Origin of the sequence: Acidaminococcus hominis (assembly GCF_900291475.1) — a bacterium.
Classification (GTDB): domain Bacteria; phylum Bacillota; class Negativicutes; order Acidaminococcales; family Acidaminococcaceae; genus Acidaminococcus; species Acidaminococcus hominis.
In genome coordinates, this window is sequence record NZ_OLMM01000005.1 from 1,007,575 (window position 1) to 1,034,265 (window position 26,691).

23 protein-coding genes are annotated in these 26,691 nt (G+C 54.4%); 15 read left to right on the forward strand and 8 right to left on the reverse strand.

Annotation, left to right across the window (positions count from 1 at the left end; genetic code table 11):
- Positions 1 to 480: 480 nt before the first annotated feature.
- The 5 genes from C7E10_RS11195 to eno are packed head-to-tail and all read left to right on the forward strand — an operon-like array spanning position 481 to position 7,356.
- Positions 481 to 1,554, forward strand: coding sequence for a sugar-binding transcriptional regulator (locus C7E10_RS11195; protein ID WP_105327343.1), 1,074 nt, complete (start codon positions 481 to 483; stop codon positions 1,552 to 1,554).
- Positions 1,555 to 1,566: 12 nt separating this feature from the next.
- Positions 1,567 to 2,571: a type I glyceraldehyde-3-phosphate dehydrogenase gene (gap, locus tag C7E10_RS11200; RefSeq protein WP_105327344.1), complete on the forward strand. Its 1,005-nt coding sequence runs from the start codon at positions 1,567 to 1,569 to the stop codon at positions 2,569 to 2,571.
- Between the two features lie 23 nt (positions 2,572 to 2,594).
- Positions 2,595 to 4,520 carry a triose-phosphate isomerase gene (tpiA, locus tag C7E10_RS11205; RefSeq protein ID WP_105327345.1) on the forward strand — a complete coding sequence of 642 codons (1,926 nt, stop codon included), beginning with the start codon at positions 2,595 to 2,597 and terminating at the stop codon, positions 4,518 to 4,520.
- Between the two features lie 8 nt (positions 4,521 to 4,528).
- Entirely contained in the window at positions 4,529 to 6,058 is a 1,530-nt protein-coding gene (gene gpmI, locus C7E10_RS11210; RefSeq protein ID WP_105327346.1) for a 2,3-bisphosphoglycerate-independent phosphoglycerate mutase, read from the forward strand.
- Positions 6,059 to 6,069: 11 nt separating this feature from the next.
- Entirely contained in the window at positions 6,070 to 7,356 is a 1,287-nt protein-coding gene (gene eno, locus C7E10_RS11215) for a phosphopyruvate hydratase (RefSeq protein WP_105327347.1), read from the forward strand.
- A 64-nt stretch (positions 7,357 to 7,420) separates the two neighbouring features.
- Here eno and C7E10_RS11220 read toward each other — a convergent pair whose 3' ends face one another.
- The 5 genes from C7E10_RS11220 to C7E10_RS11240 form a co-directional block, all read right to left on the reverse strand.
- Positions 7,421 to 8,185, reverse strand: a complete 765-nt coding sequence (locus tag C7E10_RS11220) for a sugar phosphate isomerase/epimerase family protein (RefSeq protein WP_105327348.1) — start codon at positions 8,183 to 8,185, stop codon at positions 7,421 to 7,423.
- On the reverse strand, positions 8,182 to 9,246 hold the full coding sequence (locus C7E10_RS11225) for an ABC transporter ATP-binding protein (protein WP_105327349.1): 1,065 nt from the start codon (positions 9,244 to 9,246) through the stop codon (positions 8,182 to 8,184). The genes C7E10_RS11220 and C7E10_RS11225 overlap by 4 nt, the downstream gene beginning before the upstream one ends.
- A gap of 14 nt (positions 9,247 to 9,260) precedes the next feature.
- Positions 9,261 to 10,091 carry a carbohydrate ABC transporter permease gene (locus C7E10_RS11230; protein WP_105327350.1) on the reverse strand — a complete coding sequence of 277 codons (831 nt, stop codon included), beginning with the start codon at positions 10,089 to 10,091 and terminating at the stop codon, positions 9,261 to 9,263.
- Positions 10,092 to 10,103: 12 nt separating this feature from the next.
- Positions 10,104 to 11,009 carry a carbohydrate ABC transporter permease gene (locus C7E10_RS11235; RefSeq protein ID WP_105327351.1) on the reverse strand — a complete coding sequence of 302 codons (906 nt, stop codon included), beginning with the start codon at positions 11,007 to 11,009 and terminating at the stop codon, positions 10,104 to 10,106.
- Between the two features lie 81 nt (positions 11,010 to 11,090).
- Positions 11,091 to 12,386 carry an ABC transporter substrate-binding protein gene (locus tag C7E10_RS11240; RefSeq protein WP_105327352.1) on the reverse strand — a complete coding sequence of 432 codons (1,296 nt, stop codon included), beginning with the start codon at positions 12,384 to 12,386 and terminating at the stop codon, positions 11,091 to 11,093.
- A 345-nt stretch (positions 12,387 to 12,731) separates the two neighbouring features.
- Here C7E10_RS11240 and C7E10_RS11245 point away from each other — a divergent pair, with 345 nt between their 5' ends.
- A complete protein-coding gene (locus tag C7E10_RS11245) occupies positions 12,732 to 14,198 on the forward strand; it encodes a C69 family dipeptidase (protein WP_105327353.1) in 1,467 nt (488 codons plus the stop codon).
- Positions 14,199 to 14,268: 70 nt separating this feature from the next.
- Here the strand turns inward: C7E10_RS11245 and C7E10_RS11250 are convergent, their stop codons facing one another.
- Positions 14,269 to 14,661, reverse strand: a complete 393-nt coding sequence (locus tag C7E10_RS11250; protein WP_105327354.1) for an ArsR/SmtB family transcription factor — start codon at positions 14,659 to 14,661, stop codon at positions 14,269 to 14,271.
- Between the two features lie 222 nt (positions 14,662 to 14,883).
- Here C7E10_RS11250 and C7E10_RS11255 point away from each other — a divergent pair, with 222 nt between their 5' ends.
- The 9 genes from C7E10_RS11255 to C7E10_RS11295 all read left to right on the forward strand — a co-directional run bounded on the left by C7E10_RS11255 (position 14,884) and on the right by C7E10_RS11295 (position 24,587).
- Positions 14,884 to 15,120 (forward strand): FeoA family protein, encoded by a 237-nt coding sequence (locus C7E10_RS11255; RefSeq protein WP_105327355.1) that lies wholly within the window; start codon positions 14,884 to 14,886, stop codon positions 15,118 to 15,120.
- The gene (gene feoB / locus C7E10_RS11260) at positions 15,113 to 17,164 is read left to right on the forward strand and encodes a ferrous iron transport protein B (RefSeq protein WP_105327356.1); all 2,052 of its coding nucleotides are present in this window, start codon (positions 15,113 to 15,115) and stop codon (positions 17,162 to 17,164) included. Before C7E10_RS11255 ends, feoB begins: the two co-directional genes overlap by 8 nt.
- Positions 17,165 to 17,315: 151 nt before the next feature.
- Positions 17,316 to 17,534: a cation transporter gene (locus C7E10_RS11265; protein ID WP_105327357.1), complete on the forward strand. Its 219-nt coding sequence runs from the start codon at positions 17,316 to 17,318 to the stop codon at positions 17,532 to 17,534.
- A 42-nt stretch (positions 17,535 to 17,576) separates the two neighbouring features.
- Positions 17,577 to 19,490 (forward strand): heavy metal translocating P-type ATPase, encoded by a 1,914-nt coding sequence (locus C7E10_RS11270; RefSeq protein WP_105327358.1) that lies wholly within the window; start codon positions 17,577 to 17,579, stop codon positions 19,488 to 19,490.
- Between the two features lie 248 nt (positions 19,491 to 19,738).
- A complete protein-coding gene (gene argC, locus C7E10_RS11275) occupies positions 19,739 to 20,662 on the forward strand; it encodes an N-acetyl-gamma-glutamyl-phosphate reductase (protein ID WP_105327359.1) in 924 nt (307 codons plus the stop codon).
- Positions 20,663 to 20,958: 296 nt separating this feature from the next.
- Positions 20,959 to 21,507: an NADH peroxidase gene (locus C7E10_RS11280; protein WP_105327360.1), complete on the forward strand. Its 549-nt coding sequence runs from the start codon at positions 20,959 to 20,961 to the stop codon at positions 21,505 to 21,507.
- 201 nt (positions 21,508 to 21,708) lie between these two features.
- Positions 21,709 to 22,653: an AEC family transporter gene (locus tag C7E10_RS11285; RefSeq protein ID WP_105327361.1), complete on the forward strand. Its 945-nt coding sequence runs from the start codon at positions 21,709 to 21,711 to the stop codon at positions 22,651 to 22,653.
- A 243-nt stretch (positions 22,654 to 22,896) separates the two neighbouring features.
- Positions 22,897 to 23,841, forward strand: coding sequence for an AEC family transporter (locus tag C7E10_RS11290; RefSeq protein ID WP_105327362.1), 945 nt, complete (start codon positions 22,897 to 22,899; stop codon positions 23,839 to 23,841).
- Between the two features lie 32 nt (positions 23,842 to 23,873).
- Positions 23,874 to 24,587, forward strand: coding sequence for a TetR/AcrR family transcriptional regulator (locus tag C7E10_RS11295; protein WP_105327363.1), 714 nt, complete (start codon positions 23,874 to 23,876; stop codon positions 24,585 to 24,587).
- Positions 24,588 to 24,682: 95 nt separating this feature from the next.
- On the opposite strand, the gene C7E10_RS11300 is transcribed toward C7E10_RS11295, so the two are convergent.
- A complete protein-coding gene (locus C7E10_RS11300) occupies positions 24,683 to 25,882 on the reverse strand; it encodes a VWA domain-containing protein (protein WP_105327364.1) in 1,200 nt (399 codons plus the stop codon).
- Position 25,883: 1 nt separating this feature from the next.
- Positions 25,884 to 26,684 carry an AAA family ATPase gene (locus tag C7E10_RS11305; RefSeq protein ID WP_105327365.1) on the reverse strand — a complete coding sequence of 267 codons (801 nt, stop codon included), beginning with the start codon at positions 26,682 to 26,684 and terminating at the stop codon, positions 25,884 to 25,886.
- Positions 26,685 to 26,691 lie beyond the last annotated feature (7 nt).

Genomic DNA, 26,691 nt, shown 5'->3' on the forward strand with positions numbered 1-26,691 from the left:
CAAGCGTTGCGCTCATATCCAATAGTCCATCAGCTTTTTAAGGGACTATTGGTTAATATGAGCCATGTGATAGCATTCCAAGAAGCGAGCTCGGAGAGCGAAGCTGATTGGCATAATGCGAACCACTCAGGGGCTGGCATCCCGAAGGGATGACTGAGGAAGTTTAATCTTTTTACAGCCCCAAAGGAAGTTTCTTCACTTGTCTGCTTAACGGTTCGCCGTGCTCTGCGAGCAGCCGCGCACTGCCGTGCTTGCTCCTTGGAAGGCTATCACAGGGGCCAATTAAGAAGAATTGACACTATTCTTATTTTCGAAAGCTGAAAATGATAATCTGTGGCAGGCTGTCCGTGCTTGCGTACTCCTGTGCCGCCCATAAAAACAGTGGCAAGGCTGAAGGGATATGATATAATAGAGGCGGAGCAATGTGACTTTATTTTTTTCAGTGAAGGTGGGACGTAAAAAGTACCACGGGGGACAGATATGAAACCAATGAGCTTGGATCAAGTAATCAATCTACAAAACAAACTGGTTCCGGAAATGGTCCAGCTGCTGATTGAGCGCTACAAGGTACTGCGCCAGATCAGCCACGACCAGCCCGTAGGGCGGCGTACTTTGGCCAAGACCCTGGGAATCAGCGAACGGATCCTGCGCTCCCATGTGGATTTTCTCAAGGAGGCAGGTCTTTTGGACTTCTCCCTGACGGGGATGAGCATTACAGAAGAAGGCGCTGCCCTGCTGCAGGAATTGCAGGACTATGTGAACCGTCTGCAAAAATTGTCGTCCCTGGCCCAGCTCCTGGAAGAAAAGCTCCATTTGCAGAAAGCAGTGGTGATTCCAGGAGATGCAGACCTGGATCCGGTGGGCACCCGGGAAATTGGCCGGGTGGCAGCGGGCATCCTGCTGCGGCTGCTGGGGGACCACAAAGCCCATATTGTGGCGGTTACCGGGGGTACCACCATGGCGGCTCTTGCCGAAAACATCTACGGCAATGAACCCCATTGCACGGTAGTGCCTGCCCGGGGCGGACTGGGGGACAAAATGGAACTCCAGGCCAATACCATTGCCACGGTGCTGGCAGGCCGGTTGAAAACCAAGTACCTGCAGCTGTACGTTCCCGACAGCGTCAGTGAGGACGTGCTGGACAAGATTCTGGAAGAAGACGCAGGGGTGAAGCAGGTGGTGGAAACCATCAAAAGTGCTGACATCCTGGTCCATGGCATGGGACAAGCCCAGGTCATGGCCGAAAAGCGGGGCGTAGATCCCTGCATCATTGCCCGCCTGAAAGAGGAGGGGGCCGTAGGGGAAGCCCTGGGCCAATATTTTAGTTTGGATGGCAGGGTGGTCTATAGTACGGATACCCTGGGCCTGATGGTCAACGATCTGGAAAAGATTCATACGGTCATGGGCATTGCCGGGGGCCATTCCAAGGGACCGGCCATCCTTTCCGTGCTGCGCAGCGGCAAACAGGATATCCTGGTAACCGACGAGGCAGCAGCCCGGGAAATCATCAATTGTTTACAGATGGAAAACAATCATAAGCTGGATAACATTTAGGAGGAATGAAAAATGGTAAAAGTTGGTATTAACGGTTTTGGTCGTATTGGTCGCTGCGCTCTGCGCATTGCTGTAAAGAACCCGGAAGTAGAAGTGGTTGCAGTCAACGCCCGTTCTGGGATTGACACCTATGCCCATCTGCTGAAATACGATTCCGTCCATGGTACCTTTGATCTGGACGTACGGGTTGACGGCGACATCATGCACGTTGGCGACAAAGCCATCAAATTCACCCATTACACCGACCCCAAAGAAATTCCCTGGGGCGAACTGGGCGTAGATGTTGTACTGGAAACCACCGGCAAATTCAAGAGCCGTGAACAGGTACAACCCCATCTGGACAACGGCGCCAAGAAAGTCCTGATTGCCGCTCCGGCCAAAAACGAAGACATCACCATCGTACTGGGCGTTAACGAAGACCAATACGATCCGGCAAAACATAACATCATTTCCAATGCTTCCTGCACCACCAACTGCCTGGCTCCTTTCACCAAAGTACTGCTGGACAACTTCGGCATTGAAAACGGCATGATGACCACCGTTCACTCCTACACCAACGACCAGAAGATTCTGGACGCTGCCCATAAGGACCTGAGACGTGCCCGTGCCGGCGCCTGCTCCATCATTCCTACCACCACCGGCGCTGCCAAAGCCATCGCCCTGGTACTGCCTGAACTGAAAGGCAAACTGAACGGTATGGCCATCCGCGTCCCGACTCCGGACGTTTCCCTGACCGACCTGGTAGTGAACCTGAAGAAAGAAACCACCAAAGAAGAAATCAACGAAGCCATGAGAGTTGCTTCCGAAACCACCATGAAGGGCATTCTGGGCTACAACGAACTGCCCCTGGTTTCCAAAGACTACAGCGGCTGCCCGCTGAGCTCCATTGTTGACGGCCTGTCCACCATGATGGTTGGTCCCAAGACCGCCAAAGTAGTTTCCTGGTACGACAACGAATGGGGTTATTCCAACCGTTTGGTTGAACTGGCCATCTTCGTAGCCAAAAAAGGTCTGTAAGAGAAAGGCGGGTACAACCATCCATGGAAAAAAAGACGGTCAAAGATATTGATCTGAAAGGGAAAAAGGCACTGGTGCGGGTGGACTATAACGTCCCCATGAACGACCAGGGGGAGATTACGGATGTGATTCGTATCGAAGCTTCCCTGCCTACCCTGTACTACCTGCTGGACCAGGGCGCTGCAGTCATTCTGCTGGCGCATCTGGGACGGCCCAAAGGCAAGGTAAACCCCAAATACAGCCTGAAGCCTGTGGCAGAATGCCTGTCCAACATGATCCATCGGCCGGTGAAATTTGCCGAGGACTGCATTGGACCTGTTGCCCAAAAGGCTGCTGAAGTGCTGCAGCCCGGGGATATCCTGCTTTTGGAAAACCTGCGCTTCCATCCGGAAGAAGAAAAAGATGATCTGGACTTTGCCCAGGAACTGGCTTCCCTGGGGGATGTGTACGTCAACGACGGCTTTGGCGTATCCCACCGGGCCCACGCTTCCGTAGAAGGCATCACCCATTATCTGCCGGCTGTAGCTGGCTTCCTGCTGGAAAAGGAAATTGCCTACCTGGGCAACGCTGTGGATAAACCCCAGCGTCCCTTTGCTGCCATCATCGGCGGCGCCAAGGTAGCCGACAAAATCGGGGTTATCCGCAGCCTGATCAAAAAGGCTGACGTAATCCTCATTGGCGGCGGCATGGCCAACACCTTCCTGGCTGCCCAAGGCTATAACCTGGGCAAATCCCTGGTGGAAAAAGAAAGCCTGGGTATTGCCAAGGACCTTTTGGCCGAAGCAGCAGCCCAAAACACCAAAATGCTCCTGCCGGTGGACCTGATTATGGCCGAGAAATTTGACAATAACGCAGAACACGAAGCAGAAGACCTGGATAAACTGAATCCGGAATACATGGCCCTGGATATCGGCCCCAAAACGGCTGAGCTGTACGCCAAGACCCTGGCCGGCATGAAGACCATTGTGTGGAACGGTCCTATGGGCGTATTCGAAATGCCCAACTACGCGGAAGGCACCCGCCGGGTGGCCGAAGCTATGGCTGCTTCCGAAGGGATTACCATTGTAGGCGGCGGCGATAGTGCTGCAGCCGTAAAACAAATGGGCCTGGACGACAAGATGAGCCACGTTTCCACGGGCGGCGGTGCTTCCCTGGAATACCTGGAAGGCAAGGTCCTGCCGGGCCTGGCTTCCCTGGATGACCTGAGAACCCCCATTGTGGCTGGCAACTGGAAATGCAACAAGACCGTGGACGAAGCCCTGCAACTGGCACACGAAGTGCTCCACAGCACGGAAGAAGCCAGATGTGAAGTGGTGCTGTTCCCGCCCTTTACGGCGCTGGAATCCGTAGCCGCAGTAGTGGACGACGCAGGCCTGGGCTACGGCGCCCAAGACCTGTTCTACGAAGACGAAGGTGCCTACACCGGTGCCGTTTCCGGCAAGATGATTGCCGAAATCGGTTCCCAGTACGTTATCGTAGGCCATTCCGAACGGAGAAAATTCTTCGGGGAAACCAACGACCTGATTGTGAAAAAAGTGCTGGCTGCCTATCGCAACGACCTGGATCCCATCCTGTGCGTAGGGGAAGACGCTGACGAACACGAAAAAGGCTCCACCAAGGACAAGATTTTGTCCCAGCTGCTGCCCGTGCTCCAGGTACTCACCGACGAACAGGCCAAGCGCCTGCTGGTTGCCTACGAACCGGTTTGGGCCATTGGCACCGGCAAGAGCGCCGAAGTGCGTGATGCCGTAGCGGCTGCCGAACTGATCCGCAGCGAAGTGGCCAAGAAGTTTGGCAAGGACGTAGCCCGCTACACCCGTATTCTGTACGGCGGCAGCGTGACCAGCGAAAATGCCCATGCCTTCCATGAAGACGGCATCGATGGGGTTCTGGTAGGCGGCGCCAGCCTGTCTGCCAAAGACTTCTCCGCCATTGCCAACACGTTTTGAGGCGGCTTATGAGTAGTAAACTTGCTGTACTGATGATTCTGGACGGGTGGGGCATTGCTCCGCCCGGTCCAACCAATGCGGCTTTCTGTGCCCGGACGCCCCATTTGGATTTTTATTTCAACCGGTATCCCCATAGTGAGCTTCTGTGCTCCGGGGAAGCGGTGGGGCTCCCTGACGGCCAGATGGGCAACTCCGAAGTGGGCCATCTGAGTATCGGCTCCGGCCGGATTGTGTACCAGAGCCTGACCCGGATTACCCGGGCGGTGAAAGACGGCTCCCTGGAAAAGAACCCGGTGCTGCTCCAGGCTATGGAGCAGGCCAAGGCACCTGGGAAGACCCTGCATCTCATGGGGCTCCTCAGTGACGGCGGTGTCCACAGCCATATTGACCACCTGCTGGGACTTTTGACCATGGCCAAAAAGCAGGGAGTGGAGCAGGTATGCATCCACGCTTTCCTGGACGGCCGGGATACGCCGCCCCAAAGTGCTGGGGTGTACCTGGAACAACTGGAAAAAGCCTGCCAGGAACTGGGTCTGGGCCGTATTGCCACCGTTTCCGGTCGGTACTACGCCATGGACCGGGATAAACGCTGGGAACGGGTGGAAAAGGTGTACGCTGCTATGACGGGAACGGAAGCTCCCAGCTATGACAGTGCCGCCGCAGGTCTCAAGGCTTCCTACGAAGCCGGCAAGACCGATGAATTTGTGGTGCCCTTCCAGGTGAAGGGAGCCTTTGCTCCGGTGAAAGCCGGGGACAGCGTGATTTTCTTCAACTTCCGCCCGGACCGGGCCCGGGAACTGACCCATGCCTTTACAGATGCGGACTTTACGGCCTTTGCCCGGCCTCAGGAAGCCTATCCGGTGCATTTTGTCTGTATGACGGAATACGAAAAGGGCATTGCTGCGCCGGTGGCTTTCCCGCCGGAAGAAATCAACGATACCCTGGCAGAAACCGTTTCCAAGGCGGGCCTGAAGCAGCTGCACATAGCCGAAACCGAGAAGTACGCCCACGTGACCTTCTTCTTTAACGGCGGCCGGGAACAGCCCTTCGCTGGCGAAGACCGGATTCTCGTGCCCTCTCCCAAGGTGGCAACCTACGATTTGCAGCCGGAAATGAGTGCCTATCTGGTTACGGAAAAGCTCAAGGAAGCCCTGGAAAGCGAAAAGTACCAGCTGGTGATTTTGAACTTTGCCAACCCGGATATGGTGGGCCATACCGGCTCCTTTAAGGCTGCGGTAGCCGCAGTGGAAGCCGTGGACGAATGTGTAGGCGGTCTGGTAGAAGAAATCCTGCGCCAGCACGGCACAGTGTGCATTACGGCTGACCATGGCAACGTGGAAGAAATGGAAGACCCCATTACCCACGCCCCCATGACGGCCCATACCACCAACCCGGTGCCCTTCCTGGTAGTGGGACAAGGCCCCGAGGTGAAGGTGGAAAACGGCGGGCTGGCGGATATTGCGCCCACCCTGCTGGATATTTTAGGTTTGGACAAACCGGCAGCAATGACCGGCCACAGTTTGTTAGTACATAAATAGAGGTGGAAAATATGCCAATTATTGAAAATGTATGCGCAAGAGAAATCCTGGACTCCCGGGGCAATCCTACGGTTGAAGTAGACGTACTGCTGGACGACGGTACGGTGGGCCGCGCTGCGGTTCCTTCCGGCGCTTCTACCGGCGTGCACGAAGCTGTAGAACTGCGGGATGGAGATGCCAAACGCTTCGGCGGCAAAGGCGTCAACAAGGCTGTGGAAAACGTCAATGAGACCATTGCCGATGCCTTGATTGGCCTGGATCCTACCCGTCAGGTAGAAATCGACGAAATGCTGATCCGGCTGGACGGCACCCCCAACAAGGGCCGTCTGGGTGCCAACGCCATCCTGGGCGCTTCCCTGGCTGTGGCCAAGGCTGCTGCCGAGTCCCTGGGTCTACCTCTGTACCAATACCTGGGCGGCGTTAACGCCAAGGAACTGCCGGTGCCCATGATGAACATCCTGAACGGCGGTGCCCATGCAGACAACAACGTGGACATCCAGGAATTTATGGTTATGCCCGTTGGCGCTGACAGCTTCGCAGAAGCCCTGCGCATCAACGCGGAAATTTACCAAGCCCTGAAGAAAGTGCTGAAGGGCCGGGGCCTGGCTACCGCTGTAGGCGACGAAGGCGGCTTTGCTCCTAACCTGGAATCCAACGAAGAAGCCTTGCAGGTCATTGTAGAAGCCATTGAAAAGGCTGGCTACAAACCCGGTGAAGAAGTGATGCTGGCCATCGATACCGCTGCCAGCGAACTGTACACCGATGGCAAATACGACCTGAAGGGCGAAGGCGTGGTAAAGACCTCTGCCGAAATGGTGGACTGGTACGCCGACCTGGCTGACCGGTATCCCATTATCTCCATCGAAGATGGTCTGGCAGAAGACGATTGGGACGGTTGGAAGCTGCTCACCGACAAGCTGGGCAAGAAGGTCCAGATTGTGGGCGACGACCTGTTCGTGACCAACGTAGAACGGTTGGCCAAAGGCATCGAACTGGGCGTAGCCAATGCCATTCTGATCAAATTGAACCAGATTGGTACCCTGACCGAAACCCTGTCTGCCATTGAAATGGCCAAACGGGCTGGCTACACCGCCATCGTTTCCCACAGAAGCGGTGAAACGGAAGACACCACCATTGCTGACGTGGTAGTAGGCGTCAACGCCGGCCAAATCAAATCCGGTGCACCCTGCCGGACCGACCGGGTGGCCAAGTACAACCAGCTGCTGCGGATCGAAGAAGATCTGGGTGCTGCTGCCCAATACAACGGCCTGAAGGTATTCTACAATTTGAAGAAATAATCCTTCGGGATAGAAAAATCCCCTGCTTTGGAAAGTTCCAAGGCAGGGGATTTTTACGTTCTAGTTACAGGGTGTAGCGTTTGCACAGACCGGCCAGGTGCAGGTTCATGCCTTCGGTGGGCAGGCTGGCGTATTCCAGGACCAGCCGGGCCTGGGGAGCGAACTTCTTCACGCCGCTAAAGAAGCCGGGCCAGCTGATGGTGCCGGAGCCCACAGGCAGGTGCTGGTCGCCCTGGCCATCGTTGTCGTGGACGTGGCAGCCCAAGAGCCGGGGGCCAAACTCCCGCAGCACCTCCGTCAGGTTCCAGCCGTTGACATGGGCGTGGCCCGTGTCCAGCAGGAAGAAGGCTTCCGGGAAAATTTCCTTTAGGGCGGAGAAGTGTTCCCAGTCAAACAGTACGTTGTTATAGGGCCGCAGGCCTACGTTCTCGATGACCAGGGGAATCCCCGCTTCCTCGCTGATTTTCAGCAGGGTGGACAGCTTCCGCCAAACCCGGAGCCGCAGGGTTTCCAGGGTTTCTTCCTGGGGCAGGGCCTCGTTGGTGTGGATCACCACAAACTCCGCCTGGATTTTGGCAGCGTAGCGGAAGGTGTCCAGAAACACGTTCAGGTAATGGGTTTCGTCCGGGGCCGCCAGATTCACCTGGACGCAGGGGCCGTGGACGCTGATGCCGTTATGGCGCTGGTCGGTCATTTGGGGCAGCACCGCATCCCAGTAGGCCGGGGTGCCAAACTCGTAGAAGAATTCCAGCCCGTAGGCCTTGTCCAATTTACAGAAGTCGTGGAAGCGGAAGCCGGCGTAGGCCAGGTCGCTGACGGACAGTTTCATAGTAGAACCTCGCTTTCTGCATCAAAGAAACAGGTATCTTCCCAGGCAAAGCTGATGCCGGGGGCATTTTCCGGCATGGGGGCGGCGGTGCTTAGCCGCAGGTCCGTACCGTCCGGCAGGGTCAGATACGTAATCCAGTGGCTGCCCAGGTTTTCGGCGTAGCTGCGGACGGCGGGGAGCATGGCGTCCGGGGCAAAATGGCATTTTTCCGGTCGGATGCCCAGGATAATTTCGTCCCGGGCGTGGAGCTTCTCCGCATAGGGGGCCGGTACCTGGAGCCGGTGCTTGCCCCAGATCAGCACATCGGTGCTGACCTTGGCCCGAATCAGGTTCATGGCCGGGGTGCCGATGAACTGGGCCACAAAGGTGTTGGCCGGCCGGTGGTACACGTCCTCTGGAGTGCCAATCTGCTGCAAGATGCCCTGGTTGATAATGGCAATCCGCTGGGCCACGGTCATGGCTTCCACCTGGTCATGGGTTACGTAGATCATGGTGGGGTGGTAGATTTCGTGGAGCTTTACCAGCTGGGTCCGGGCCTGCTGCCGGAGCTTGGCGTCCAGGTTGGACAGGGGTTCATCCAAGAGAAAGTAGGGGGACTGCTTTACCAGGGCCCGGCACAGGGCCACCCGCTGCTTCTGGCCCCCGGACAGCTCCTTGGGGTAACGCTGGGTCAGGCCCTCCAGGTCCAGCAGCTCGATAACCTGCTGGGTGCGGTTTCGGATTTCTTCTTCCGGCAGCTTTTGCAGGTGCAGGCCAAAGGTGATGTTGTCCCACACGGTCATGTGGGGGAACAGGGCGTAGCTCTGGAACACCATGGCAATATTCCGCTTGCCGGGGGCCACGTCGTTGACCCGCTGGTCGCCCATATAAAGGTCACCGCTGGTAATGGATTCCAGACCGGCAATCATGCGCAGGGTAGTGGTTTTGCCGCAGCCGGAGGGGCCCAAAAGAATCAGCCGCTCCCCCTGGCGGATGGACAGGTTCAGGTCCCGGACCACCTGGACTTTCCCGTAGACTTTGGATACGTGCTTAAAGGTCAAACTGTATTGGGGCTCAGACATGGAGTACTTTCCTTTCAGCCCTTCATGCCGGACTGCATGAAGGTATTGAGAATAAATTTTTGGCAGAACAGATACAGGATCAGGGGCGGCACGCTGGTCAGCATGGCTACGGCCATGGCGATGCCCCATTCACTGCCCCCTTCGGCGCTGATGAACATCTGGAGGGCCAGGGGCAGGGTGTAGTTGTCCCGGTCCTGGAGAATCAAGAGGGGCCAGAAGTATTCGTTCCAGGAGTTGATGAAGAAGAAAATCCCAATGGCCAGGGCGGAGGGCTTTACCAGGGGGAAGACAATCTTCCGCAAAATGGTCAGGGCCCCGGCGTTTTCCAGCACCGCCGCTTCCAACAGTGCCTTGGGAATGCCCCGCATGGTCTGGCGCAGGAGGAAAATCCCCATGCCGTCTGCCAGGCTGGGCAGAATGACGCCCCAGGGGGTATTTAACAGCCCCAGCTGGCTCATGAGCAGGTAGTTGGGCATAATCAGCACGGTGGTGGGAATGAAAAAGGTCAGCAGCATGGCATTAAACAGGGTTTCCCGGCCCTTAAAGTCGTAGTACACAAAGACAAAGGACGCCAGGGTACTGGTTACCAACTTGCCCACGGTGACGATGCAGGCAATGAAGAAGGTGTTTCCCAGGAAAATGAAGAAGGGAAAACGGTCCAGCACCACCTCGTAGTTGTCCCAGGTGGGGGGCCAGGCAAAGGGGTTCAGGGATGCTGCAAAAATCTGGTTCATGCTTTTAAAGGACGTGGTAAACATGAACAGCAGGGGGTACAGGGTCAGCAGTACGGCAAAAAGCAGCAGCAGGTTCCAAAGGGGGCTTGTGCCCGCAGATGGTTTTTTCATGGCAGCCTCCTTTTAGTTTTCGTAGTGGACACGTTTGTCCAGGAACCGGGTCTTCAGCGCCAGGAAAATCAAATACACTGCCATACACAGCATGGCAAAGGCTGCGGATTTGCCTGTCTGGAAAAACACCAGGGCGTATTGGTAAACGATATAGACAATATTGGAACTTCCCTGGTCCGGACCGCCCTGGGTCAGCATATTCACCGGCACCAGCATATACTGGAGCCCAAAGATAATGGTAATGGTGAACACGTAGAGGGCGGTGGGGGAGGTCATGGGAACGATAATCTTCCGGAAGATGGTCCAGTTGGAAGCATCTTCCAGCCGGGCGGCTTCAATCAGCTCTCGGGGTACGGCCACCATGGCGGCCAAAAGGACAATCAGGTTGTAGCCAAAGGCCTTCCAGCCGATGATGGTGGCAATGGCAAAAATTACCAGGCCGTCTTCCTTGAACCAGCGGGGGGATTCTACGCCAAAGTAGTGGAGAATCAGGGACACCGGGCCGGCCAGGGGATTGTACATCCACAGGAAGATAATGCTGGCTACAGCCAGGGAAATGGTGCTGGGCAGGAACAGGGCGGAGCGGTAGAAGGTCTTTAACTTTTCGTTCTGCACCAGGTAGGCCAGGACGAAGGAAAAAACATAGGGCAGCAGGAAGTTGAAAATCAGGAGGAAGCCGGCCAGGGTAAAGGTATTGCCCAAAATCTTGGCAAATTCCGTGCTGGCAAAAATCTCCTGGTAGTTTTGCCCACCTACATATTTCATATCGGGACTGATCATATTCCACTGGAAGAAGCTCAGGTACGCATTCTGCACCAGGGGCTTGTAGTAGAACAGCCCGAAAATCACCAGGGCTGGCAGCATAAACAGCAGCGCCCGGCCCAGCTGGCTTTTGGAGGATTTTACCGGAGTGTTCATAGGAACCTTCTTTCTTTGCTTAGAGATAAGGGAAAGGACCGGGAAGCCAGCATCCCTAGCTCCCGGTCCTCAAGAGTCCTGCTACAGCAGGGCGTTCACTTTTTCAGCGGTTTCTTTCAAAGCATCTGCAGCGGATTCCTTACCGCTCAAGATTACATCTCGCACGTCGATCAGCAGCTGTTCCGCTTTCAGACCGTTGGCACCAGGGAAGCTGGCCCATTTAACCAGGTCAGGCATAGTGGACAGGGCGTTTTGGATGTTCTTGTTGCCGTCAATGACTTTCTTGAAGGCGGAACCTTCAGCATCCATGCCTTTGCGGGGCGGCAGGTAGCCGGTACCGGTGCTCCATTTGGTCAGGGCTTCCTTGGATTCCAGGAATTTGATGAATTCCCAGGCTGCTTTTTGCTTGGCAGGATCCTTGGAGAAGCACATCAGGAAGTTGCCGCCGGCAGGTACCTTGCGGGCTTTGCCGTCAAATACGGGGAAGGGTTCGGCAATGACCTTGAAGTTGGCGCTCTTTTCAAAGTTGGCCCGTTTGCCGATGGTGGTGCAGACCATGCCCACCTTGCCACTGATAAAGGCCTGGAAGCCTTCTTCGTTGGTGGCGTGGAGGCCGCTGCCGTTTTTCACCATATCTGCCAGCAGCTGGTAGGCTTGGGCAGCTTCGGGGCTGTCAAAGGCAGCGCGGACTTTGCCGTTTTCCTTCTTCAGCATTTGGCCGCCGTTGGATTCGATGAGCGCCTGCTGGGCCCAGTTGTCGGCGTATTCCTGCATGAAGAAGCCAGGGTCGCCGGTCTTTTCTTTAATGATGGCGGCGTCTTTGGCCACTTCCGACCAGGTCTTGGGCGGGTTGTTGGGGTCAAGGCCGGCTTTTTGGAACAGATCCGGGTTGATGTAGAGCACGGGCACGGATACGGAGTAGGGCAGACCAATCTGTTTGCCGCTTTCCGTTTGGGCCAGGGCCAGCACGTTGGGCAGGAAGTTTTCCTGGAGGTAGCCCTTGTCGTACTTGTTGGCCAGTTCGTTGATATCCGTGTACTTCAGGTTATCGTTGGCGTAGTTCAAATAGCTGTAGCCCATTTGGACCACGTCCGGGTTTTTGCCGGAAGCCAGGGCTGCCTGGAGATTCTGGGTCAGGCCCTTGTACATATCCGGATTGTATTTTTCGGTGACTTCAATATCCGGGTGGGATTTGTTGAATTCTTCCACCAGCTGTTTCACGGTTTGTCCGCCGAAGTTTTCGGCAGCCACATGCCAGTATTCAATTTTGACTTTCTTGTCAGCCGAGCCGCCGGTGCCTGCTTGGGAGCCGCAGCCCATAATGCCCAGGGACAGTACCCCTGCCAGGGCCAAGGCCAACGTTTTGGATAATTTCATAGTGTTCCTCCTGTGAAATGGTTTTTGTTTTGTCACAAAGCCAGTATAAAAAGTTCATGTATGAAACCTGTGCACAGGGGGTAAAATTCCCGTAAAATTTCACTAGATTGAAAATTCCAAAGCGTCCTGCTATAATAAATACAAATATGAGATAATTTTTAGCGGCATATAACGGAAACTGTTGGGAGGTTAGTCATATGAAACAACATAAATTTTGGGCTTGGGCCACCTGTTTTGCCTTTGTGATGACCATGGTAACGGGAATGAAAAGAAAATAATGCAGCAAAGGACTGACGCAGGCTAGCACCCAGCGCAGTCCTTTTGTTTCTGAAAGGAGTCTTAACCATGCCTTGTACAACCTTACTGGTAGGAAAGAATGTAAGCTATGACGGGTCCACCCTGATGGCCCGGAACGAGGATTCCCCCAGCGGGCAATTTACCCCCAAAAAATTCATTACGGTGCTGCCCGAGGAGCAGCCCAAGGAATACCATGCCGTACTGTCCAAAGTGGTGATTCCCCTGCCGGATAACCCCCTGCGCTATACGGCCATGCCCAATGCCCAGAATAACGAAGGGATTTGGGGCGAAGCCGGCATCAACGCCTGCAACGTGGCCATGAGCGAAACGGAAACCATTACTTCCAATCCCCGGGTGCTGGGAGCGGACCCCCTGGTCAAGGACGGCATCGGGGAAGAAGACCTGCTGACACTTGTCCTGCCCTATATCCGCACGGCCCGGGAAGGGGTGTTGCGGCTGGGGAAGCTGCTGGAAACCTACGGCACCTATGAAATGAACGGCATTGGCTTCCAGGACGTGAACGAAATCTGGTGGCTGGAAAGCATCGGCGGCCATCATTGGATTGCCAAACGGGTACCCGATGATGAGGTGGTAGTCATGCCAAACCAGCAGGGCATCGACTATTTTGACCTGTGCGACGCCTTTGGGGAGCAGAAGGAACACCTGTGTTCCCAGGATCTGCTGAGCTTTATTACGGAAAACCACCTGGACCTGACCCTGAACGAGGAACGGGACGTGCCACTGGCTAAGGATACGGTGTTTGATTGCCGGCTGGCCTTTGGCAGCCACGATGATGCGGACCATACCTACAATACCCCCAGAGCCTGGTTCATGCTCCGGTATCTGGCCCCCTTCAGCTACAAATGGGAAGGGCCCGACGCCATTTTCCGCCCGGAAGATGACGACCTGCCCTGGTCCCTGGTCCCCGACCGGAAAGTGACCGTGGAAGACGTAAAATACCTGCTCAGCAGCCATTACCAGGGCACCCCTTACGACCCCTATGGCCGGGGCAGCGAAGCCCAGAAGGGCAAATACCGGCCTATCGGCATCAACCGCACCAACTTTGTGGCCCTGACCCAGCTGCGGCCCTATATGCCGCCGGAAAAAATGGCCGTGGAATGGATTGCCGAAGGCTGCAACGTGTACAATGCCTTCGTGCCCTTCTACGCCAATGTGGACCGGACCCCGGAATACCTGTCCCAAACCGGCGAGCTGCCCGATACCCACGAGTTTTATTGGGCCAACCGGCTGATCGGCGCCCTGGCAGATAGCCACCATGCGGCCACCGCCAGCGCCATTGAACGCTACCAGAACGCCGTAGCGGCCAAGGGCCGTGCCCTGCTCCAGGAAGGGGATAAGGCGGACCTGCCGGCGGACGGCGTCAGCGAAGCCCTGGCCCAGTGGAACGACAAAATTGCCTCCATGGCCCAGGAAGAAACCCAGAAAGCCCTGGGCAAGGTCCTGTACGAAGCCAGTAACGGCATGAAAAACAGCTTTGCCCGTTCCGACGCCTAAGCAAACAGCAAAATAGACGCAAAAAAGCCTTCAAGTTCCAGCCCGGTGCTGGAGCCTGAAGGCTTTTTCATTAATCCAGGTCGTCGTCCTTATTTTCTTTCTGTTTTTCTACCTTGGGACAGGTAATGTCAATCAGTAGTTCAATCATATGGTGGAGCAGCCGGACTTCTTCGGTATTGGCTGCCTTGTAGTAGGTTTCCTTGCCCGAACGGCGGCTGACAATCAGGCCGTTTTCCCGGAGCTGCCGCAAATGGTGGGACAGGGCAGGACTGCTCATGTGCATCAGGGCCGACAGATTGATGACGCATTCCTCAAAATGGCACAGGAACCAGAATAACTTGATGCGATTGTTGTCGGATAAACAGCCAAACAGTGTGGAGACAGCAGAAAAATTGGTTTGGTCCGGCAGGTCCTTCAAAACGTAATTGAGATTTTCACCGTGATCATGAGGCAGAGCTTCCATGCATATCTTCATCCCTTCGCTTTGATAATGGATTTGTCAGTATTCATTATACCATAATATCGTATGTTTTCTGAAAATAGCTAAAAAGAATTTTTTTCGCCGGAAGGGAAGTGCTAACAAACATTATCTTGGGTTTTTTCATCCTAACTGTGGACAGGTCCCCAGGTTCGTCCTATAATGGAAACAATGCGGAGATTCTTTATTTACACAGGGGGACTGTACATGCTGTTAAAAGATTTACAGATTGGAGAATCTGGAATCGTACGAAAAATAAATCTTCCCTTTCAGGTGGAACGGCGGCTGCAAGCCTTGGGCATGACCCCGGGCACCCAGATCAGCGTCATCAACCGGAAGGGCAAGGGCATTATGATTATCCTGCTGCGGGGCACCCGGTTTGCCCTGGGCTACAATATGACCCGGAACATTACCGTGGAAAAGGGGGCTGCACCCCATGTCTAAACACGAAAACCTGACCATTGGGTTCATCGGCAACCCCAACTGCGGCAAAACCACCCTGTTCAACGCCTATACCGGCGCCAATCTAAAGGTGGCCAACTGGCCCGGGGTAACCGTAGAGAAGGTGGAGGGCGCCATCCGCCACCACAACATGAACATCCGGCTGGTGGACCTGCCTGGGACCTACAGCCTGACCTCCTATACCATGGAAGAAATCGTTTCCCGGGACTTTATCCTCAGCGATGAAGTGGACGTGGTCATCAATGTGGTGGATGCCTCTGCCCTGGAGCGGAGCCTGTACCTGACCCTTCAGCTGCTGGAACTGGGCAAGCCCGTGGTGATGGCCCTGAATATGATGGATATTGTAGAAAAGCGGGGCATGGAAATCGACCTGCACCGGTTGCCGGAAATGCTGGGCATTCCGGTAATTCCCGTTTCGGCCCGGAAGCGTCGGGGCCTGGACGTACTGCTGCACGCAGCGGCCCACCATAAGGACGCCAAGTCCACGGACCCCTTGATCCACAACCACAAGGCCATGGGCAGCCATGTGCTGAACCACAAGGAATACGCCATGGTGTATTCGGATTCCATCGAGGATCGGATTGACCAGGTGGAAGCGGCCCTGGAGGCCCGCTATCCCGAACTGGTGAACAAGCGGTGGCACGCTATTAAGCTTCTGGAGCGGGACAAGGAAATCTGGAAGCGCTGTCCGGTGGACCTGCCGGAGGTGCTGGACAAGAACTACGAAACCCAGATTATCAAGGAAAAATACGATTTCTTTGAAGAAATCATTCGGGAAGTGCTGCTCCATAAGGAGGAGCGGGACAAGCTCACCGACCGGCTGGACAAGGTGCTCACGGACAATATCTGGGGCATTCCCGTGTTTCTGCTGATTATGGGGCTGGTGTTCTTCCTGACCTTTACGGTGGGCGACTGGCTGAAGGGGTATCTGGAAGCCGCCATTGGCTGGTTCAGCGACGGCCTGGCCGCCCAACTGGCTGCCTGGCAGGTCAACGCAGCCCTGACCAGCCTGATTATCGACGGGGCCCTGGGAGGCGTGGGCATCATCGTTACCTTCCTGCCCAACATCCTGATTTTGTTCCTGACCCTGGGCTTTTTGGAAGACAGCGGCTACATGGCCCGGGTAGCCTACGTGATGGAAGGCATCATGAGCAAGGTGGGGCTGTCCGGCAAGGCCTTTATCCCCATGCTGCTGGGCTTTGGCTGCACCGTGCCGGCGGTCATGGCCTCCCGGAGTCTGGAACACAAGCGGGACCGGTTGAAGGTTATCCTGGTAACGCCTTTTATGAGCTGCAACGCCCGGCTCACCATCTATATCCTGTTTTCCGAAATGTTCTTCGGGAACCGGGCCATGCTGGTGGCCTATTCCATGTATATGATTGGCCTTTTGGTGGCCATTCTGGTATCCCTGGTTATCCACTGGACGGATAAGGCCCGGCACAAGGACAAGGACGACTACCTGCTCATCGAGCTGCCGGAGTACAAGATGCCGGACCTGCGTACCGTGTGCATCTACGTGGAAGATAAGGTGAAAAGCTACCTGGAAAAGGCCGGCACCACCATCTTCCTGGCTACGCTGCTTATCTGGTTTGTGCTGAACTTTGGCCCCAGCGGCTATACCACCGACGCGGCCCAAAGCTACGGCGCCGTCCTAGGCCACTGGCTGGTACCGGTGTTCCGGCCCATCGGCCTGGGCTTCTGGCAGATTACCCTAGCACTGCTGGCCGGGATTTCCGCCAAGGAAGTGGTGGTTTCCAGCTGTGCCGTGCTTTTTGGCATTACCAATACGGGCTCCGGGGAAGGGCTGGGAGCCTTTGCTCAGGCCCTGGGGGGCATCGGCTTTACCTCCATCAACGCCCTGTGCCTGATGGTGTTCTGCCTTTTGTACGTGCCCTGTGCGGCGGCCCTGGCTACCATCCAGAAAGAAACCGGCAGCTGGAAATGGACCGCAGAAGAAGCCCTGTTCCAGCTGGCTGTGGCCTGGGGGTTCACCTTCCTGTGCTACCATTTGCTGCTGTTATTCTAGCTTTTGTTAAAAACTAAACAGTTTATTCTAAAAGAGGGATTTGGGACAACTTGTTCCAAGTCCCTCTTGACTATTCTCTGAAAATGGCGTATAAAGTAGGTAGAAACAATTAAAGAAATTTTTAATCGTTATTTCGGAGGAGGAACCCATTATGAAAAAAACTTATGCAATCAAAGCGGACTGCGCCAACTGTGCAGCCAAAATGGAAGAAACCGTTAAGCAAACTGCTGGTGTGACCGATGCTGTGGTGAATTATATGCTGCTGAAACTGAAGGTTACTTTTGCCGAAGGGGCAGACCCAAAAGCAGTAATGGCCCAAGCTCGAACCAATGTTCGGAAGATTGATGACGAGCTGGATATTGATTGTTAACAGCGTTACGATTAAATAAAACATTAATGGTAGGTGAGAATTATGGAGAAGGAGCACCAGGTGATGGTGGCCCGGATTGGGGCAGCCGCTCTGCTTACTGCGGTGGGCAGTTTCTTCCTGGGGGATTTGTCCGGACCCGGTCTGGACACAGGTTCTCGGGTGCTGCACGCGCTGCCCTATGTGCTGGGTTACATCATCATTTCCTATGATATTTTGCGCAAGGCCTGGCGAAACATCCGCAAGGGGCAGGTCTTTGACGAAAACTTTTTGATGGCTATAGCCAGTTTGGGGGCCTTGGGCCTGGCCATTTATGAAAACGGGGACTACGCGGAAGCCGTGGCCGTTATGCTGTTTTATCAAATTGGAGAAACCTTTGAAGATTATGCCGTGGACAAAAGCCGGCGCAATATCAGCGAGCTGATGGATATCCGGCCGGATTACGCCAATATTGAAAAGGACGGCAAGCTGGTTCAGGTGGACCCCGAGGACGTGGCCCCGGGTACCCGGATTGTTGTTCAGCCCGGGGAAAAGGTGCCCATTGACGGCGTGGTAGAGGCCGGTACTTCCTCCCTGGATACCGCAGCCCTTACCGGTGAAAGCCTGCCCCGTCAGGTGGCCCCCGGGGACGAAGTGGTCAGCGGCTGCATCAACCTGAATGGGGTGCTGACGGTAACCACCAGCAAGGACTTTGGCGAATCCACCGTCAGCAAGATTTTGGAATTGGTGGAAGACGCCGGTTCCCGGAAGGCCAAGTCGGAGGTCTTTATTTCCAAATTCGCCCGGGTCTACACCCCGGTGGTCTGCGGCAGTGCCCTGGCACTGTTCCTTTTGCCGCCTCTGGTACGGGTGGCGTTTTTGGGCCTGCCTCCTTCCTGGGAAACTTGGCTGTACCGGTCCCTGCTGTTCTTGGTTATCAGCTGCCCCTGCGCCCTGGTACTGAGCATTCCGCTAAGCTTCTTTGCCGGAATTGGGGGCGCCAGCCGGCAGGGCATTCTAATTAAGGGTGCCAACTACATGGAAACCCTGGCCAATACGGCCTATGTGGTTATGGATAAGACCGGGACCCTGACGGAAGGGGTCTTTGAAGTCTGCGGCATCCACCATACACCCCTGGAAAAGAAACAGGTGGTGGAACTGGCCGCCCTGGCCGAAAGCGCCTCCTCCCATCCCATCAGCAAAAGCCTTCAGAAGGCCTACGGACGGGAACTGGACCGGAGCCGGGTGAAAAACATCCAGGAGCTCAGCGGCAAAGGGGTCCTGGCAGAAGTGGACGGACACCAGATTGCAGCCGGCAACGGCAAGCTCATGGAACAATTGGGAGTTTCCTATATGGATTGCCATATGGTGGGCACCCTGGTGCATCTGGCTGTGGACGGCAAGTACGCCGGTCATATCCTCATTGCAGACAAGATTAAACCCCACGCGGCGCTGGCCATCGACAAGCTGAAGGAAGCTGGGGTGAAGGCGGTCATCATGCTCACCGGGGATTCCCGCAAGATTGCCGACGCTGTGGCTCAGCAACTGGGCATCCAAAAGGTGTACAGCGAGCTGCTTCCTGCCGGCAAGGTGGAAAAGGTGGAAGAACTGATTCAAAAGAAGAACCCCAAGGACAAGGTAGCCTTTGTGGGGGACGGCATCAACGACGCTCCGGTGCTTTCCCTGGCGGATATTGGCATTGCCATGGGGGCCCTGGGCTCCGATGCAGCCATTGAGGCTGCAGATGTGGTGCTGATGGACGACGATCCCTTGAAAATCAGCAAAGCCATTCGGATTGCCCGGAAGTGCGTGAGCATTGTGTACCAGAACATCGTACTTGCCATCGGCATCAAGGTTGTGGCCCTGATTTTGGGCGCCTTGGGGGTTATCAATATGTGGGTGGCCATTTTCGCCGATACCGGCGTTTTGATTTTGGCCGTGCTGAACGCCATGCGGTGTTTATTCGTAAAAGAAGCATAAAAATACAGTGGATGGGTTAATGCCTGTCCACTGTATTTTTTTGCCCTAAATGGTAAAAAACGGTGAAAAAGTGTGAATAAACAGGGATAATTTCCCTTTGTTAAGAAATTTTTTTTCGGAATTGAGAGAGCTTTTTGAGAGAAAACGGAAAAATAATTTTGCAAAAATATACCATTTTAGGAAATTTGTGCTATAATAGGGCTACTTTCATTTCAATAAAGAAATTACAGAGGCAAGGGGTGTGTACCATGTTTAAAGTATTTATCGACGGACAAGAAGGAACTACAGGCCTGCGCCTGGCTGAGCGCCTGGCCCGCCGCAGCGATATCAAACTGCTGTCCATTGACAGCGCCCTGCGGAAGAATACCCAGGCACGGCTGGAAAAAATCAGCCAGGCGGACGTGGCCTTCCTGTGCCTGCCCGATGCGGCTTCCAAGGAAATTGTGGAGGCTGCCAAGGACTGCCCCACCAAAATCATTGATACCTCTACGGCCTTCCGCTGCAGCGACGGCTGGGCCTATGGTTTCCCGGAATTGGGCCATGCCTACGCCAGTGCCGTTGCCAATAGTTCCCGCATTGCCAATCCGGGCTGCCACGCCACTGGCTCCATTGCCGTTTTGGCGCCCCTGGTGGCTGCTGGGCTGATTCCCGCTGACGGGCTGTATACCCTGACTTCCCTTACCGGGTATTCCGGCGGGGGCAAAAAGATGATTGCCGAGTACGAAAATCTCCACGATCCGGAACTGGACGCTCCCCGGCTGTACGGGCTGAACCAGAAGCACAAGCACCTGCCGGAAATTGCCAAATACGCCAAACTCACCACGGCACCCATTTTCCTGCCCATTGTGGCACCCTACTACAGCGGCATGCTGGTTACCGCCGGCTTTGCCAACACCCAGGGCCTGCCCCTGGCCGCCCTGCGGAAGCTGTTTGCTGACTTTTACGGCAAGCAGCCTTTCATTCAGGTGCAGACCAGTGAAGAACTGCCCAAGATGCTGGGTTCCAACAACCTGGCCGGTAAGGATTCCCTGAAAATCTACATTGCCGGCAATGAAGAGCGGTTCACTGTGTCCGCCCAGTTTGACAACCTGGGGAAGGGGGCCAGCGGCGCCGCCATTGAAAACATGAATATTGCTCTGGGGCTTGCCCCGGAAGAAGGCCTGGATTTATAAGCGCCAAGCCGTGAGCAGGACCGTTTCCTTTGCAGCAGCAGGGAAATGGTCCTGTTTTTGTTCCAGTTGCAACATAATTGCTGAATTTTATAATAATTATATGTATTGTTAAAATGGTAAGAGAAAAAATAGAAAAAAATTCTAAAAAAACCTCTTGCATTCGGCAGAAAAACTGCTATAATAAAGGTCGTAAAGGATAATAAATATCAAAAACGATTCCTTTCAAATCTATGTATAGTGTTGAAGGTCTATGTATAGAGCTGAAGGGAACCAAAAAATTAGGGGAGGCTTATATTATGAAAAAATTCATTTGTAGAGTGTGCGGTTACATTTATGAAGGTGAAGAAGCTCCGGAAAAGTGCCCTCAATGCGGCGCTCCTAAAGACAAATTCGATGAAATGAAAGACGGCGTTAAGGAATACGCTGACGAACATAAAGTTGGCGTAGCCAAAGGCGTTGATGAAAGAGTTCTGGAAGGCCTGCGTCAAAACTTCACTGGTGAATGCTCCGAAGTTGGTATGTACCTGGCTATGTCCCGTGTAGCCGATCGTGAAGGCTATCCGGAAGTTGCAGAAGCTTATAAACGCATCGCTTTTGAAGAAGCAGAACACGCTTCCAAGTTCGCTGAACTGTTGGGCGAAGTCGTTACCGACAGCACCAAGAAGAACCTGGAAATGAGAGCTGCTGCAGAACAAGGCGCTTGCGCTGGCAAGAAAGAAATCGCTACCTTGGCTAAACAACTGGGCTACGATGCCATCCATGATACGGTTCATGAAATGTGCAAAGACGAAGCTCGCCATGGTCGTGTATTCGATGGCCTGCTGGCTCGTTACTTCAGCAAATAAGCCTTCCCGGCTTTGCAAAAAAGTCTCTGTCCTCCTGAGTGGGGACAGGGATTTTTTTTGCCTTATTGGGACCTGAGGAAGTTTCCTCCCTTTTCCTTCAAGCGATTTCCGCCCCCATGCAGGGATTTGGACCTGTGTGCCGTAAAAGAATAGAAGAAGGCTTTTATGCGTTACAGGTCACAGCGGGAAGAAGGGAAGGGTATGGGAAACTTTGGCATCGCATTTAACGCAGTAGCGCCTCTTTTGCTTTTTATGCTGGCGGGACTGTTTGCCCGGCACCAGCTGCACTTGGGGGACCGGGCCGTGTCGGAACTGAACCGGCTGCTGTTTGGGGTGTTCCTGCCGGCCAATATGTTTGCGTCCGTGTACTTTACCCAGGCTTCCCAGCTGATTACCCCCAGCTTTATCCTGTACGGGGTCCTGTCCCTTTTGGCCGTCTACTGTCTGGGCTACTTTCTGGTGGTCCGTTTTGTAAAAAGCAACCGGAAACGGGGTGCCATGATCCAGGCCATCTACCGGAGCAATTTTATCCTTTTGGGGGTGCCCCTGATTGAGAATATCTACGGGGCCTACGCCGTGCCCGTACCCATGATGCTGGCAGCCTTTGTGGTGCCCATCTACAACGTGCTGGCCATCTTTACCCTGGAGCGTTTTCGCAGCGATACCCCGGACATCCGGCCGGGACACATCTTGGCCGGAGTCCTGCACAATCCCATGGTTATCGGGGCCATTCTGGGCCTTTGCTGCAAGCTGCTGCCTTTTGACCTGCCGGCCCTGGTGGAAAAATGCATTCACCAGCTGGCGTCCGTGACCACGCCTTTCGCCCTGGTGGTGCTGGGGGCTTCCTTTACCCTCCAGGGAGCCTACAGCGAGCTGAAGGAAGTGACCATCAGTGTGGTGGCCCGGCTGGTGCTGGCGCCGCTTTTGGTGGTAGGCGCGGGGCTTGCCCTGGGCTTTCGGGGCATTGAACTGGCCAGCCTTCTGGCCATGTCCGGGACGCCCGTTGCTGTGGCTTCCTTTGCCATGGCCCAGCAGATGGGCAGCGATGGGGAACTGGCTGGGGATACGGTGATCTTTTCCTGCGCCTTTTCCTTTATTACCCTGTTTTTGTGGATTTATGGCCTTCAGGCCCTGGGCGCACTCTAGGACTCCTGGAGGGGGGCAATAGGCTGGCTTTTCTCCCTGGCAGGTTTTGGCAAAATCCGGACTCATCAGTCAGAAAACTGACTCTATAGTTCCTTTGTTGAACAAAATGAGAAGGAAAAGTCAGAAAACTGTCAAATATTGTCCCAAAATCCCTATGGAAAGCCGGGGATTATTTACCTTTTTCGGAATTTGTGATAATCTTAAAAATTGAAGTGTATACCAATTGCCAAGGAGGCTTAACGTATGGGAAATTTTGTGGTTGCCTTAAATGCCGTAGCCCCCTTGCTGCTTTTCATGCTGGTGGGACTCTTTGCCCGGCACGCTTTTCATTTTACGGACAAATCCGTATCCACGTTTAACAAGCTTTTATTTGGACTGTTCCTGCCCTCCACCATGTTTTCCTCGGTGTATTTTACCAAGGCGGAAACCATGGCGGCCCCGGCCTTTATCGCTTATGGGTTCTGCTCCGTGTTGGCGGTGGCTTTTCTGGCCTATCTGGTAGTAACCCATTTCGTCAAGGATGACAAGAAACGGGGAGCCATGATCCAGGCCATCTACCGGAGCAATTTTATCCTTTTGGGGGTTCCTCTGGTAGAAAATATCTATGGGCCAGAAGCCGTAGCCGTACCCATGCTGCTGGCGGCCTTTGTGGTGCCCCTGTACAATGTACTGGCAGTCATTATCCTGGAGACCTTCCGGGGCGGCAAAAGCACCCTGACCTTCAAAAAGCTGGTCAAGGGGGTCCTGACCAATCCCATGATTGTAGGCGCTCTCCTGGGCCTTTTCTGCCGACTTTTGCCCTTTCCCCTGCCGGCCATGGTGGTGAAATGCGTCAAACAGATGGCAGCTACTACCACGCCCCTGGCCCTGGTGATTCTGGGAATTTCCTTTACGGTCCAGGCGGTGTTGGGAGAACTCCGCTATTTGGTCATTACCATTTTTAGCAGACTGGTACTGGCGCCCCTTTTGGTGGTGGGCGTAGCCATTGCCCTGGGCCTTAGAGGCGTGGAACTGGCAACCCTGATCGGCATGGCGGCTACCCCCTGTGCGGTGGCGTCCTTTGCCATGGCCCAGCAGATGGACAGTGATGGGCAGCTGGCAGGAAACTGCGTAATCTTTTCTACAGCAATTTCATTTGTTACCATGTTCTTCTGGATTTTGGCGGTCCAGAGCATGGGACTCCTGTAAGCAGGAATATTTTGTATGATGGAGTGAACGGTATGGTCAAAATCAATCAATCCCTTTCCAAGGAAAAACGCATCTTGAAGGCGGCGGAAACGGTCTTTTCCAAAAAAGGCTATTCCCAGGCCACCCTGGATGAAGTCATCAAAATAGCCGACACGGGCAAGGGAACTGTATACAAGTATTACCAAAACAAGGAAAAACTGTTCTATACCCTGATTAGTGAAAAAAGCAGACGATTTTCCGCTTCTTTGGAAAAAGCCTACAAGGACAATGCTTCCTTTAAAGACCAGATGACCCAGTACGCTTATACCTGCATCAAATTCTTTACCAAGCAGGAAGTGCTGTGGTCCGTGCTGCTGTTTGAAGTGCTCAACGAGCAGGGGGGCTGGCGCCTGTTGTGGGATGATACTCTCCAGGATTACAAAGTGGAAATCCGTTGGGGCAAGGGCCCTTCAGAGCAGGAAGTAGCCGTGAAAAAGCGCTACGCCGAGCTGCTGCGAGCAGAAATCATGCCCCTGCGCCAAATCCTTCATGATGCCATTGCGGCAGGCTTTATCAAACCCATTGCCAATCTGCCCATGATGACGGAAAACTTCTTCTTCTCTCTGGTGATGCTGGTGTTCCAGCATACTGTGAACCCCGAAAATATGGAAAAATCCGTGGACGAGATGCTCAATCGTTTCCTCTACGGCCATTGGCTTGGCAGCACTGCCCCTGAAGAAACGGGGACAGGAAAGACCAGCAAATAGACTGGTAAAATGTAAGCAATCCCAAAAGAAAAGCAGTCCAGCTACAGGAAAATCTGTAGCTAGACTGCTTTTTTGCGTATAGGAAAACTTTTTGTTTAGACCTGGGTACCTTTTTTCCGCAGGGCATCCATGGACGCTTCCAGACCCTTGATGGTCATGGGGAACATATCCACCCGCTTGCGGATTTGGGCCAGGGTGTAGTAGTACCGCCAGTTCACTTCTCGCATGGGATTTAGCCAAATGGAGGCGGGGTACAGCTGCAGCAGTTCCTCCAGCCAGGAAATCCCCGGGCGGTTGTTGCCCTGGATGTAGTCGATATTGCCGTTCACATCCATGAGTTCTTCTTCCCCCATCCGGGCGTCGCCTACGATGATTACCTGGTAGCCATTTTTGTACTGGTGGAAAACCCATTCGGTGTCAATCCGGTTTTCCCAGGCGCAGTCGGGCTTGGTGAACAGGTAGTCGTAGAAGATGTTGTGGAAGTAGAAAATCTTCAGGTCCTTGAACTGGTTGTTCTTGGTTACGGCCTGAAACAGCCGCCGGCACAAATCCGCAAACCCCCACATGGAACCGCCGCTGTCCATGAGCAGCAGCAGCCGGGTCTGGTTTTTTCGGGGCCGTTTGTAGATTACGTCCAGCAGCCCGCCCCGGTTGGAGGTGGCCTTAATGGTTTCGTCAATATCCAGCTCGTCCTTGGGCTGTTCATTTTGGCTGGAAAGCCGGCGCAGCTTGCGCAGGGCTACCTGGAACTGCCGGATGTCCAGCACCGTATCATCCCGGAAATCCCGGAAATGCCGCTCCTGGGCAATGGAAAAGGCGCTGTGCCAGGTGCCCTTGCCCATAATCCGGATGCCCTTGGGAGCGTAGCCTGAATGGCCAAAGGCCGTCTGGCCCCCGGTACCCACCCAGGTGGTGCCGCCATTGTGCTGCTCCTTTTGCAGCTTGAACCGCTCCTCCAATAGGTCATTGATTTCCTCTTTGGTAAATTGGTTCCAGATCCGGTCCACTTCTTCCTTGTTGTAGGGCGTGGCGGGGGCAGCTTTTTCCAGCCACTTTTCAAAAGCCTCCGGGATAATGCCCAAATCCACCAGATTTTGGAAATACGCCGTAAAAGCCTGGTCAAAGCGGTCGTAATCTGTTTCCTTTTTGATTAAGGTGGTGCGGGCCAGATAATAGAACTCGGTAAAGCTGTTCTGGTGCAGTCCCAGGCGCAAAGCCTCCAAAAACGTATCCCATTCAATCAGACTTACTTTGACACCATAAGACCGCAGCTGGTAAAAGAAGTCCGTAAACATATCAGTACCCCGCCCTTTGAAGGTCCTCGGTTTTCTTCAGCAGTACGCCAATGTAGGGCAGCTTCTCATTCAGTTTGTCTGCCGGCACGCCGCCGATGAGCAGGGCCTGGATCCAGTCCAGCAGCTCCGCCGTGCTGGGCTTTTTGTTGATGTCCGGCAGTTTGCGCAGCTTGTAGAAGGCAGCGGTGGCGCTCTCCAGCAGATCTTCTGCCAGGGTGGGGAACTTGGCTAGGACAATTTCCCGCATGGTGTCCGGCTCCGGGAAGGCAATGTAATGGAAAATGCAGCGGCGCAGGAATGCGTCGGGCAGCTCTTTTTCCGCATTGGAGGTAATGATGACAATGGGCTTATGAATGGCTTTCACCGTTTCCTTGGTTTCCGGAATGTAAAATTCCATTTTATCCAGTTCCCAGAGCAGGTCGTTGGGGAACTCCAGGTCCGCCTTGTCAATTTCGTCAATGAGCAGCACCGCCTGTTTCTGGGATTGGAAAGCTTCCCCCAGTTTGCCCAAATGAATGTAGCGGCTGATATCGTCCACGCCGGCTGTGCCAAATTGGCTGTCGTACAGCCGCTGTACCGCATCGTACAGGTACAGGCCGTCCTGGGCCTTGGTGGTGGATTTGATGCTCCAAATGTACAGGGGCAGCTCCAGGGCCTTGGCCACTTCTTCGGCCAGAACAGTTTTTCCGGTGCCGGGTTCCCCCTTGACCAGCAGCGGTTTCCCCAGGGCAGCTGCAATATTCACACTGCGCAGCAAATCTTCCGACGCAATATAGGTAGAGGTTCCTTTAAATTCCTTCATAACTAAA